The organism is Pseudomonas sp. R9.37 (assembly GCF_963878885.1).
In the GTDB taxonomy this organism is placed as follows: domain Bacteria; phylum Pseudomonadota; class Gammaproteobacteria; order Pseudomonadales; family Pseudomonadaceae; genus Aquipseudomonas.
Genome location: NZ_CAWNZA010000009.1, coordinates 1 through 12,009 on the forward strand (window position 1 = coordinate 1; position 12,009 = coordinate 12,009).

Annotated in this window: 14 protein-coding genes; 8 read left to right on the top strand and 6 right to left on the bottom strand. The window is 57.3% G+C overall.

All coding sequences use genetic code 11. The annotated features are described in order from the left end of the window. The 3 genes from AACU78_RS06035 to AACU78_RS06045 form a co-directional block, all read left to right on the top strand. The coding region (locus tag AACU78_RS06035) for an RHS repeat-associated core domain-containing protein (protein WP_146151472.1) at window positions 1–2,124 on the top strand (2,124 nt) is incomplete at its 5' end. Continuing rightward, window positions 2,121–2,540 (top strand): hypothetical protein, encoded by a 420-nt coding sequence (locus AACU78_RS06040; protein WP_106580269.1) that lies wholly within the window; start codon window positions 2,121–2,123, stop codon window positions 2,538–2,540. The genes AACU78_RS06035 and AACU78_RS06040, both read left to right, overlap by 4 nt. A 36-nt stretch (window positions 2,541–2,576) precedes the next feature. Further along, window positions 2,577–2,960 (top strand): hypothetical protein, encoded by a 384-nt coding sequence (locus AACU78_RS06045; RefSeq protein ID WP_106580270.1) that lies wholly within the window; start codon window positions 2,577–2,579, stop codon window positions 2,958–2,960. On the opposite strand, the gene AACU78_RS06050 is transcribed toward AACU78_RS06045, so the two are convergent. Then, complete coding sequence (locus AACU78_RS06050; RefSeq protein WP_106580271.1) at window positions 2,957–3,394, bottom strand: DUF3995 domain-containing protein; 438 nt, start codon at window positions 3,392–3,394, stop codon at window positions 2,957–2,959. The two genes, AACU78_RS06045 and AACU78_RS06050, sit on opposite strands and share 4 nt — an antisense overlap. Window positions 3,395–3,487: 93 nt before the next feature. Between AACU78_RS06050 and AACU78_RS06055 the strand changes: the two genes are divergently transcribed. Further along, window positions 3,488–3,877: a DUF2946 domain-containing protein gene (locus AACU78_RS06055; protein ID WP_106580272.1), complete on the top strand. Its 390-nt coding sequence runs from the start codon at window positions 3,488–3,490 to the stop codon at window positions 3,875–3,877. A gap of 95 nt (window positions 3,878–3,972) precedes the next feature. Next, window positions 3,973–6,099: a TonB-dependent receptor gene (locus tag AACU78_RS06060; RefSeq protein WP_106580273.1), complete on the top strand. Its 2,127-nt coding sequence runs from the start codon at window positions 3,973–3,975 to the stop codon at window positions 6,097–6,099. A 148-nt stretch (window positions 6,100–6,247) separates the two neighbouring features. On the opposite strand, the gene AACU78_RS06065 is transcribed toward AACU78_RS06060, so the two are convergent. Beyond that, window positions 6,248–7,264 (bottom strand): ABC transporter substrate-binding protein, encoded by a 1,017-nt coding sequence (locus tag AACU78_RS06065; RefSeq protein ID WP_106580274.1) that lies wholly within the window; start codon window positions 7,262–7,264, stop codon window positions 6,248–6,250. Window positions 7,265–7,397: 133 nt separating this feature from the next. Then, entirely contained in the window at window positions 7,398–7,847 is a 450-nt protein-coding gene (locus tag AACU78_RS06070) for a hypothetical protein (protein ID WP_177410138.1), read from the bottom strand. A gap of 405 nt (window positions 7,848–8,252) precedes the next feature. Between AACU78_RS06070 and AACU78_RS06075 the strand changes: the two genes are divergently transcribed. The 3 genes from AACU78_RS06075 to AACU78_RS06085 all read left to right on the top strand — a co-directional run bounded on the left by AACU78_RS06075 (window position 8,253) and on the right by AACU78_RS06085 (window position 9,177). Continuing rightward, complete coding sequence (locus AACU78_RS06075) at window positions 8,253–8,528, top strand: hypothetical protein (RefSeq protein WP_106580276.1); 276 nt, start codon at window positions 8,253–8,255, stop codon at window positions 8,526–8,528. A gap of 110 nt (window positions 8,529–8,638) precedes the next feature. Then, complete coding sequence (locus tag AACU78_RS06080; protein WP_106580277.1) at window positions 8,639–8,869, top strand: hypothetical protein; 231 nt, start codon at window positions 8,639–8,641, stop codon at window positions 8,867–8,869. Window positions 8,870–8,940: 71 nt separating this feature from the next. After that, on the top strand, window positions 8,941–9,177 hold the full coding sequence (locus AACU78_RS06085; RefSeq protein WP_106580278.1) for a DUF2789 domain-containing protein: 237 nt from the start codon (window positions 8,941–8,943) through the stop codon (window positions 9,175–9,177). 6 nt (window positions 9,178–9,183) lie between these two features. On the opposite strand, the gene AACU78_RS06090 is transcribed toward AACU78_RS06085, so the two are convergent. The 3 genes from AACU78_RS06090 to AACU78_RS06100 form a co-directional block, all read right to left on the bottom strand. Continuing rightward, window positions 9,184–9,387 (bottom strand): hypothetical protein, encoded by a 204-nt coding sequence (locus AACU78_RS06090; RefSeq protein ID WP_106580279.1) that lies wholly within the window; start codon window positions 9,385–9,387, stop codon window positions 9,184–9,186. A 115-nt stretch (window positions 9,388–9,502) separates the two neighbouring features. Continuing rightward, window positions 9,503–11,185 (bottom strand): methyl-accepting chemotaxis protein, encoded by a 1,683-nt coding sequence (locus tag AACU78_RS06095; RefSeq protein WP_371924201.1) that lies wholly within the window; start codon window positions 11,183–11,185, stop codon window positions 9,503–9,505. Window positions 11,186–11,280: 95 nt separating this feature from the next. Beyond that, window positions 11,281–11,685 (bottom strand): TraR/DksA family transcriptional regulator, encoded by a 405-nt coding sequence (locus tag AACU78_RS06100; protein WP_010564800.1) that lies wholly within the window; start codon window positions 11,683–11,685, stop codon window positions 11,281–11,283. Between the last annotated feature and the right edge of the window lie 324 nt (window positions 11,686–12,009).

The following is a 12,009-nucleotide window of genomic DNA, read 5'->3' on the forward strand; positions in this document are numbered from 1 at the left end:
TATCGCTATGACGATGTTGGGCGACAGGTTGCGCGTGAGGATGAGCATGGGGCGCTGACCCAGTATCAGTGGGACAGCGTCGGCCGGTTGATTCTTGTCGTACTTCCTGGCGGCGCAACGCGGGAATACAGCTACAACCCGTACGGAAAAATCACCTCCGAACGTGACGAATTGGGTCACGTCACCCGTTACGAATACGCCGACGGTTTGCACCTGATCAGTCGCCGTCTCAATGCAGATGGCACCCAGGTTAAATACCGCTACGACAACGTGCGGTTATTGCTGACCGAGATCGAAAACGAAGTCGGCGAGACCTACCGGCTTGATTACCACCCCAACGGCCTGATCCAGCAGGAAATCGGTTTTGACGGCCAGCGTACGGCCTACGTGTATGACCTCAACGGCAACCTGCTGGAAAAAACCGAACACGGCGACGATGGCAGTCAGCTAGTCACTCGCTACGAGCGAGACCCTTCCGGGCGGCTCGTACGAAAAACCCTTCCAGACGGTGGAGTGGTTGAATACGCCTACGACCGCCAAGGCAACCTCCTCAGCGTCGACGACGGCCACTGGGCGTTAGCCTACGAATACGACAGCCAAAACCGCCTCACCGCCGACCACCAAGGCTGGGGCACCTTACGCTACGGCTACGACGCCTGCGGCCAACTGAAAAACCTGCGCCTGCCGGACAACAACCGCCTCACCTTCAACCACGACAAAGGCGGCCACCTCGCCACCGTCGAACTGAATGGCAAAACCCTAACATCCCACCTGTTCAACACCGGCCGCGAACGCCAGCGCCAGCAAGGCGAACTCCTCAGCCACTACCACTACGACGACCAAAACCGCCTGCACGCCCACGCGGTGACCCAGGAAGAACACAAGCACTACCGCCGCCACTACGACTACGACAAAACCGGCAACCTCACCCGCCTGCTCGACACCCGCAAAGGCGAACACCACTACCACTACGACCCCCTCGCCCGGCTCACCCGCGCGGATCACTCGCAAGACCAGCAAGAGCGTTTCGGCCACGACCCGGCTGGCAACCTGCTGATGCAGGACCGCCCCGGCCCGGACATCGTGGCGGGGAATCGGTTGGTGATTCAGGGCGATCATCATTATGACTATGACGCGTTTGGCAACCTGATCCGCCAAAGACGCGGTAAAGGGCACCAACTCGTCACCGAGTATCGCTACGACTGTCAGCATCGGTTGATCGGCATCACCCAACCGAACGGGCAAACCGCTAGTTATCGCTATGACCCATTCGGTCGGCGGATCAGCAAAACCGTTGATGGGATAACCACAGAGTTCTTCTGGCAAGGCGACAAGCTGATTGCGGAGCATCACGCGGATCGGCATCGCAGTTACATCTATGAACCGGACAGCTTTCGGCCGCTCGCCCTGCTGGAAGGTTTTGGCCCGAAAGACACAAAGCCCTTCCACTATCAACTCGACCACCTAGGCACACCGCAAGAACTCACAGCGCCCGACGGCGAAATCGTCTGGTCCGCGCACTACCGCGCCTACGGCCAGATCAGCCGCCTCGACATCAACAAAATCGACAACCCACTGCGCTTCCAAGGCCAATACTTCGACCCGGAAAGCGGGCTGCACTACAACCGCCATCGCTACTACAATCCAGATATTGGTCGCTACCTGACACCCGACCCGGTGAAGCTGGCGGGTGGGGTCAATGCGTACCAGTACGTGCCTAATCCTACGGGGTGGGTTGATCCGTTAGGATTGTCTTGCATCGCTGGTGGCTGCCCTGGACAGTTAGAAAAAAAGTCACCGAAAAATCCAGAGCAAAGACCTCCGGGAACGAGCGATTCTGCGCAGTCATCTACGTATGAGCAGGCGTCAAATAAAGCCTTGAACTGGCTGCTCGAAAATGATTTTCGCGCAGAAAAACCAACCCTAGGAAAATTCGGCCCACGCAAAGGAGAACCAATCGGGATGCAAACGGCTGACGGTAAAACTGGCTACCGCGTTGAATACGACGACAGAAGCGGTGCTCACATAAACGTTTGGTCTGGAAAGCAAAAAGGACCTCATTATCTTTTTAATGGAAGTCCCAAAATGGTACTTCAACTGACAAAAAGGTTCGTAAAAAAATGAACTACCTAGACGAAGAGGTAATTGGAGACCTTGAGGGTCTAAAAATAACATTTAGCATTTTGCCCGAGCTAGAGCACGAAAAACTTGTTGACAGCATTAATGGGAATATCCCTTTTTCCGGAAGCCAAATTGCGTGGTCAAAACTACAGAACAGCATAAATTTTGACTCAAGCACCTCGATCAACCCACTACTATTACTGACCCAAGAAATCAACAAGACAAATACGGAGAAAATGTATTTCGTAGGTGATTCCTGTTCGGTAGCTTACTCAGTAGGGCGTGAAAGTCTGGGCGAGGTGCTCAAGGTTTTCTCCGAATTGCCTCAGCATACTTATATAGTGCCAGAGCCCATGACCTGGATCGCATGCCTATCGTTCGAAGGCTATATTGACTTCGCAAAACTTCTCGCAAAGTGAAATCAGCCAATCAACATTCGACTATGAGCAGTTGACATGAGGATAAGAATAGCTGACGTATTCGAAGGAAAAAATACTTTAATTATGAGATTCCACTCACCCGTCGGAAGTGGCACCGCCCTATGGAACGACGCTGTGCCAAAATCCGGTGACATCGTTGATGTTGAGTTCGATTTGGATGAGGTTTTTTCTTGGGGAAAAAATATGACGCCCTCCTCTGAGAAAACGCCAAAAATCATTGCGATAGGCGACATCACTTATATAACCGCTGAGCTATTCCATAGCGAAAATGAAGAATGCACCGCATTAAGACTCGGCGATTCAACAATCCTCATCGAGCTTGATGGGCCTATACCTCAGGCACCTGGATTCGTTGAGATTAGAGCAGCTAGAATTCAGCTCTACCCAACAAACGTTTAACCCCACGCCACCACCAACAACCCCACCCCCAACACCAAACACAACGGCGAATAAAAATACGTATCCAACTTGGCAAACCTCGACCCACCCACCTTTTTGAAAAACCCCACCAACTCCGAATCGCCAATCGCCCTGGCAAACATCACCACGGCAATCGCGCTGATCCCCCACTGCAGCGCGCCATGGGACACCGGCGAGAAATACAGCCCGGCCCGCAGGCAGACGAGCAATGCAATCGCCACCAAGCCCATCGCGACGAGGAAGGTGCCGAGTGCCGAGGGTTTGAACGCTGGTCGCGGCCCGTGGGCGAATTCGCCGGGCAGTTGGGGGATGGCGGCGAGGCTGCCGAGTTTGCCGCCGGCGGCCCAGTACAAATGCACCATGCTGATGCAGGTAAAAACCCCGACGATCCATCGCGCGATGACAAAGCTCATGGCGGGCGCTCCCTGAAAATGTGCGAATGATGATAGTCGCCCTGAGATTTTTTGTAGGCATTTCGTCGGCGGCTGATGGTAAAGTGCCGCCCCATGAAAATCGCCCGTGCCGACCGCTCGCTCATTGCCTGGATGCTTTACTGCTGCGTCCTGTTCAATGTGTTCGCGTGCAGTATTGGGCATGGGCAGATGCTGGGGATGCAGCTTAACGGCATCGGCGGCCAGTTCTGCACGGTGGACCCGCGTACCCAGGCACCCGCGCAAACCAACTCCACGGATGAGAATCTGCCGACGTTGTCCAAGGCGTTCGGTTGCCCGTTGTGTTCGACCGGCGGTATGGGCCCGGCACTGAGTTCCAGCCTGAATGTGGCGGTGTTGCCACAGCCCCATGCGCCACCACCGGCGGTGGTGCTTGCCGCTGACATCCCTGCCCGTTTCACCTGGCCTGCGGCCAACCCGCGCGCGCCTCCCGCTCTCGCCTGATCCCTTCGCTTTCTGATTTGCACTGGCCACCGTTCCCCTCGGGGAGTACGTACGGCTGTGCGTTGTTTTCAAGCCAAGTTTTTCAGGATTCAACCATGAAATATTTACCCCTGTTGGCGGGCCTGTTCGGCTGCCTGCCTGTCTGTGGCTGGGCGCTTGAGTTGGCCCCCACCACTATTGATGGTGAGCAAGCCGCCGAGCCCGGCCTGGCGCTCGACCAATCCAGCGGCATGGCGTCGCGGCTGGGCTTGAGCGTGCGGGAAACCCCGGCGTCAGTGGCCATCGCCACGCGCAACGATATTGAGCGCCATGGCGCCAAGACCTTCCGCGATGCGGCCAACACCTTGCCCGGCGTTAACGCCAGTGCGCCGCCGGGGTTTGGCGGGTTTGTGTCTTACCGTGGGTTTACCAGCAGCCAAATCACTCAGATGTTCAATGGCATCAACGTCGCCACCGGCTTGGCTCGGCCGGTGGATGCGTGGATCTATGACCGCGTCGAACTGGTCGGCGGCCCCTCCTCCTTGATCAACGGTGCCGGCTCCGTGGGCGGCTCGCTGAACTACGTGACCAAGCTGGCAACCCGCGAGGAACAGGCGGCCGAAGGCCAACTCACCTACGGCAGCTACGACACCGCCGGCATGGCCTTTGGCCTCAACCACGCACTGACCGAACCGGGCGCCGAGGTGCAGCATTACGCTCGACTGGATGTGAGCCGCAACACCAACCACAGTTACATCGACCGCGACCAGCGGGATGCCTGGAGCGTGGCGTTTTCGCTGCTCAGCGACCTGACGCCCAACCTGTCCCACACCTTGGCGCTGGAATATCAGGATGAACATGAGGACAGCCCGTACTGGGGCACGCCGGTGCTCAACCCCAAGGCGGGTGAGTTGAAAATCGACCGGCACAACCGGTTCAACAACTACAACGTTGCCGATGGTCGTTACGAGCAGCGCACGATCTGGGCGCGTTCGATCATTGATTATCGGATCAACGACAGCACCACGCTGAAGAACACGCTCTATCACTTGGACAGCCAGCGCGACTACCGCAACCTGGAGACCTACCAATACAACGCCGATAACAGCGCGGTGAACCGTTCAACGGCCTACCAGGTGCGTCATCAGGGCGAACAGAACGGCAACCAGTTCGAACTGCGCCATGACGATACGTTCTTCGGCTTGTCGACCACCTGGTCCGGCGGCTTCGAGTACAAGGTCAACAGCACCACCAACAACCCACTGAACGTGCCGGGTAACAGTAGCGTGGACCCGAACCATTACACCCCGGGGCACTTCTACGATATACCGGGCACCCGGCCGGGCTTCGTCAAGGACAAAACCAATGCGGTCACCACCAAGGCACTGTTCGCCGAAAACCGTCTGGGCCTCACCGACAAACTCTCGCTGCTGACCGGCCTGCGCTACGACGCTATCGACCTGGACGTTACCAACCACAGAACGGTGACGGCCACCAACCCACGTCACTTCAAGCGCAGCTGGGAGCCGGTGACCGGTCGCGTGGGCCTGACTTACCAGTTCATCCCATCGGCCAATGTGTATGTGCAATACAGCACCGCGGCCGAGCAGCCGTCGACCACCACCCAAGTGTTCGACGTGTCGACCGGCAAACAGTGGGAAGTAGGCAGCAAGTTCGATTACCTGGACGGTCGCGGCTCGGCCACCGTCGCGGCCTACAAGATCGAACGCAAGGATTTTGCCGTCACCGACCCGCTGGACCCGAACAACAGCATTCCAGTGGGCGCGCAGTCCTCCAAGGGCATTGAGTTGGCCAGCTCATTGCGCATCACGCCAACGCTGCTGGCCGAGGGCAATTTCGCCTGGGTGGATGCCGAATACGATGATTTCAACGAAAAAATCGCCAGCGGCGCGGTGGTCTCACGCAAGGGCAATACGCCCACCAACGTACCCAAGCGCGTGGGCAACGTGTGGCTGACTTATGACTTTACGCAAGATTGGCAGGGGGGCGTGGATGCGCGGTATGTCGCGCAGGTGTATGCGGACAATGCCAATACCCTGACGGTGCCGGCCTACACGCTGTTCGGGACGTTCCTGCGCTACCGGGTCGACTCGCACACCTCGGTCACCGGCCGGGTGCGCAACCTGACCAACGAGGTGTATGCCGAGTTTGCGCACGTGTCGCCAGCTTATTATTTGGGGTCGCCACGCACATTTGAAGTGGCCGTTCAAACCAAGTTCTAAGCCTGAAATACAATAAAAATGTGGGAGCGGGCTTGCCTGCGATAGCATCACCTCGGTCTACCTGATAAACCGAGGTGCCTGCATCGCGGGCAAGCCCGGCTCCCACACAAGCCCACATTTGGATGCTCATCCATGCAAGGCCGTCGGCTTACTTCAGACTCGCCTCAACCTTCTGCGCCACATCCTCCGTCAACCACGCCTTCCACACCTCAGGATGCTCCTTGAGAAACGCCTGGGCCACTTCGCGTGGCGCCGTATGATTCTCGCTCATGGTCGCCAAGGCCTTGTTCAGCGGCTCGATGGGAAACTGAACCTTGGTAAAAAATTCGGCAATCTGCGGGTTTGCCTGCTGGAACGGCGTCGATACACCAATGCTCAACTTGGACGCTAATGACCGAGTGGGCCTCGGGTTGGGATTATCCGCGTCGGTCAGGGTCTTCCAGGCATCGGCATCAAACGGCGGCTCTTCCAGCTGGATCAGTTTGTAACGCCCCATCAGCGGCGTCGGCGACCAGTAGTAGAACAACACCGGTTTGCCACGACGGATCGATGACGCAATCTCGGCATCCAGGGCGGCGCCCGAACCACTGCGAAAATTCACGTAGCTGTCGTCCAGGCCGTAGGCCTTGAGCTTCTGCTTGTTGACCACTTCCGAGGTCCAGCCGATAGGGCTGTTGAGGAAGCGCCCCTTGCCTGGAGATTCCGGGTCTTTGAACACATCCTTGTAACGCGCCAGGTCTGTGACGCTTTTGAGGTCTGGCGCCAGAGGCTTGAGGCCCTTGGCAGGGTCGCCCTTGACGACATACTCCGGCACCCACCAGCCTTCGGTGGCGCCCTTGACCGTGTCGCCCAGGCCTACCACTTTGCCCTCGGCCTCAGCCTTGATCCACACCGGGCTGCGGCCGGCCCATTCTTCGCCAATCACCTGGATGTCGTTTTTCGCCAGCGCGGTTTCCAGGGTGATGGTAGTGCCGGGCAAGGTATCGGTGGGCAGGTCGTAGCCCTTCTCAACGATAAAGCGCAGCACCTCGGTGATCAGGCTGCCACTTTCCCAGTTCAGGTCGGCAAAATGCACCGGAGCCTGGGCGGCCGATACCGGCAATGAAGCCACCGACAGGCTCAACGCCGTCAGGGACGCTGCCAACAGGGTTCTCAATCCTTTCATGCCTTTTGCACCTCGCATTTTCGCAGCCATGGCGGACGGCTTTGCTGCCAATGCGCGAAGCCTCTGATTAGTTAAGTCAACTCAACTGTAGTAGAGGTTCCGGAAGAGCAGAAATACACGCGAGGTTTATCGACTACTCACTGGCCTTGAAGGTCACCAGTTCACCCTTGCGCCACTTGGCGGCCTTGCCGGTCACGGCCTTGAGCGTTTTGGTGAGGTTTTCCTGCAGTTGTTCGTGTGCGGCAAACACCAGCATTACGCTGTGGCCTTCCTTGAATACGATGCCCTGGCCTTCGGCTGAAGAAACAAAGGCGTAATCGCCCAGGCCATACACCGTCAATTTGATATCACGGAACTTCAATTCGAATTTGCCGCCTTCACGGCTCGGCAGCACCGCCGCGCGAAAATGGTCGCCGACCTTGAGCTCCAGGCGCGGTTTGTCATCCACCACCATCGCCGCTTCGGTGTCGATTTCGGCAATGTAGATGCCTTCCGGCGTCTGTTCGGTGATGTAAACAAAACGGGATTGAAACTGCTTGACCAACTTTGCGCGCAAATCACCCAGCACGAATAACGCGTGCATATCCAGATTACTGACTGCCAAGGAAACGCCCCCACATCAAAAAAGCACGGACCGCCGCAGCGGACAGCACAAAAAAACGGCCGTAACGGCTCGATCACACATTCATTAAAAAACTGAAGAGAACCCGCTGCTGCGCTGTAAGACTGTACACAGATACGTGATGGACCTTGTGCAAGTCATCAGGCGCCACAGGAAATCACAGGTTCAAGGACCTGAGAATACAGGCCGGTCAGCTTCAGAGAATAACCCAATTAAAAACGCAGTTTCCGACAGCATACACATCACAAAATACCTGGCCATGGAACCAGGCCAACGCTGTGGACAATACTAAAACAGCAACGCGGGTCAAAACCACCTGAAAACGCTGCGGGCAAGTCAAACAAGATCGACCGACAGGAGCCGGCCATGCACACACGTCAACTCAATGCTACGTCTTCCCGCACTCGTTCATCATGTCCAGACGAGCGTCAATACTACTGCCTGGACAGCCCCGACGGGTACTCCAATTCCGTTCTTTACCAAGTTGTACCGGCGGGCCGCGATTTCTTTCATATTCTGGAAGTGACCAGCGGCAGGATCAGAGGCTTTCGCAGCAACCACATCCGGGCCTGCGAATTGGCTAAAAAGCTCGAAGCCAACCCGCTGACCTTTCACCCGGGAATCGTTTCGTCATCTGGATGAGTTTACTGCGCCGCCGCCCCTCAACAACTGCCATACTGGCCCGTCCATTGAAGTTTGCCCCTATCGGGTCAGGTTTTATCAGTGCAGTTACCTTGAAGGGAAGGCTATACGTGACGGAATTTGATATTGGCGAATTTTTCATCCATGGCGATGCGAGGGAAGTTGACGGTGAGTTTCAAGCGGTGATCATCATGCGGGCCAAACCACCGCTGACCACGGTCACAACACACCAGGTAGAAAAAGATCGTTGGTTCAAAACTGTCGATGCCGCTGTAACGGCGGCAAAAGATGCCGCCAAGGCACTTAAAACCGCCGTGGATTCAGGTGCACTCAATTCCTGACAATCCGATAGAACTCTGCCGCCTCCTGCGCCTCACATGCACAACGACCATCACCTTGCATGGAGAACACTATGGACGCGCCAATCCCCACTCTCGAAACGCTGTTTGAACAATTGGGCCTGGATTCAACTCCGGAGGCAATCGACGCATTCATCGATGCGCACCCGTTGGCTGAAGACGTGAAGCTGATCGATGCGCCTTTCTGGACGCCGCAACAAGCGGCGTTTCTGAAAGAAGAACTGCGTGAGGACGCCGAATGGGCTATCCCCGTGGACGAACTGAACCAGCGCCTGCATCAACCCCACTAAATAGCCTCAATGCAGGCTGTCGGATTGCTCCAGGCGTAGTAACGCCTCCCAGGCAGCCCTGCACTCCTGCGCTTCTTCGCGGCTGGCGAACGCCGTGCCGCGTTGCTCGCCATTGAGCAGCACAACCCAGCAGGCTTTCTGACCCAGCGAGCGCAGGGTTTCGGGAACACCACTGCCGATCATCACGGCGACATCGACTTTGTTTTGCATGGAGCTTCTCCGCCATATTAGTTAGCTACCTAACAATGTTGGCCATGCTACGGTTTTCTTCCCGTTGGAAAAAGCTATCCCTGGAATATCTCCCTTGCATAAACAGCAACAATCGCTAGCGCGCCGGCTTCGCCACCTCCGGTTTATAGCCCAAACGCAAGCCGCCCCAATGCCGCCCGTTGACCATGATCGGCACCGACAAGTCGTGCATCAATTCGCCGGTATCGCGGGTATAGGTCTGCAGTAGCACGGCCTGTTGATGGCTGCCACAGCGGATACCGGTACGGTCTTCGAACTTGCGTTTGGTGCGGTTCTGCACCGCATCGACGTGCGCGTCGCCGGTGAGCGCCTGGGAAAAAGCCTTGTTGTGTGTCGGTACATAACCCTGAGGCGTGCAGGCAATGGCGAATACCAACCCCTCATGGCGCGGCAGCAGCGCTTCCTGGATCGCCGGCAAAACCTCATCGGTGTAACGGTCAAAACGCGTGTGGTATTTGCTCGGGCTGGTATTCGGGATGGGCGTGTAACTGCGGTCAAACAAGTCCTGCAGGCTGATGCGGTTTTGCAATACATCGGCTTCGAACTGCTCGGCGATGCGGTGTGCGCCCTCGCGGGCTAAATCGTAGATGCGCTGGTGATAGTCATCCAGGCCGACTTCTGCCAAGCGCTCACTGATGGTTTCGGCTTGCCCTTCCATTTGCACGGCGGCGTCGGCCAGTTGGCGGGTTTGCTGGTCACTCACGGTCAGATCGCTGCGCATCTGCTCCACCGCATGGAACAGGCTGTCGAGTTGCGCGCGGTTGGTATCGGTGCCCTGCGCAATTTCATTCACCTGCCCTTCCACGTCCGCCGCCAGGCTGGCGATGCTCTCCAGTTGCTCGCCGGCGTGTTCCACCTGTTCGACGCCCGTGTGCAGGTCCGCCGACAACTGTCGAATCTGCTCCACCACTTGCGCCGTGCGTTGCTGGATATCGGCGACCATCACTCCAACCTCATCGGTCGCCGTGGCAGTACGCCCGGCCAGGCCGCGCACTTCATCGGCAACCACGGCAAATCCGCGCCCATGCTCACCGGCTCGCGCCGCTTCAATGGCCGCGTTCAAGGCGAGCAGGTTGGTCTGGCTGGCGATCGATTGGATCACCAGCGTGACGCGCTGGATTTCTTCACTGCGCAGGCTCAAGGCTTCAATCAACTGGCGACTGGCGTCGGCACGCTGGCTGAGCTGGCGCATGCGCGTGATTGACTCGGCCAGCACTTCACGGCCCTGCGTACTGTGCTGATGCGCCTGGCTGGCCGCACCCAAGGCTTGACGGCTGAGTTGGGAGGTGACCTGCTCAGTGCCGATCATGACTTCCGCGCTGCTGACGATTTGCCTGGCTGCGCTCAACTGCGATTGCAAACGGGCCGCCAATTGCTTGACCGAATAGGCCACGCCGGCAGCAGACAGCGCGTTATGGCTGGTGGTGTAGGAAAGATCGCGAGTCAGTTCGCCCATCGTATCGGCGACTGGGGCAGGCGCCACGCGGTGCGTTCGACTTTTAAGGGTGGGCAGCCATATCACCAGCAAGGCCAGCGGCAGGCACAGGTACAGCGGCAAGCCAGCCAACGCCAGGCCCAGCAGAACCAGCACCAGGGCGGTGCTCTGCAAAAGCGGCGTCAGCCAGCCGGGCAGCGCGCGCACCCGCGTGTGCACGGGCACTGCCGCGCCCATCAGAGATCCGTCTCCAGCCATCGTCGTTACCCCACTGCTTGTCGTTATTGTTTCTGCATTAAACGCCACTATCGGGCCATTATCCATGGGCCGTTAGTGGGAAGCTTGCAGCAGATCAATAGACAGGGGCGTAACCGGTATTGCTCTTGAGCGCCGCATCAGCAGCGCCCAACTTCAGAACATCAGGCTTGACGCTGATGCTTGTCGATCTGCTCGTGGCGCTCTTGCGCTTCGATGCAGTACTTGGTGGTCGGGCTGATCAGCAGGCGCTTAAGGCCGATAGGCTCGCCGCTGTCGTCGCACCAGCCAAAGGAGTCTTCCTTGATGCGTTCCAGTGCACGCTCAAGCTGCGGCAGCATGCGCTGGTCGCGATCGATGGCATTGACCAGCCAGGTGCGCTCTTCTTCAACGGAAGCCGCGTCAGCCGGGTCAGCCGGGGTGTCCAGGCTTTCGATGGCGATACGGTTCTGTTCAATGCGCTCGTGGTGTTCCACTTTCATGTCTTGCAGCAGCTGCTCGAAAAAAGCGTGCTGTTCAGCATTCATGTAGTCATCCGCCGGCATGGCCAGCAACTTTTCCTTTGTCATTGATTTCTCTATAAAAAATACGTGCATTAAGGCGAATAAGGGAGCGTTCCGGCAGACCTCTGCAGGCCTCGCAAAGGCGCCGTCCATTTCAAGCGCCACCCGGCACTCAATTTACGAGGGGCGGCAGTCTAAGGCCGACTTGAGGGCTCAGCAACTGAAAAGACAGGCATTTTTTCCCAATTAACCCCCAAAGGCACCAGGACGGGCTTGGCGAATGGTCATCGGAGTGCGTTTATAGCAAGAAATTCAGTGTTGTGGAGCTATATAGAAGACAGACGGTTGAATAAGGCCACCAGGCCTATGCGCAAGGGCGATTCAACAGAT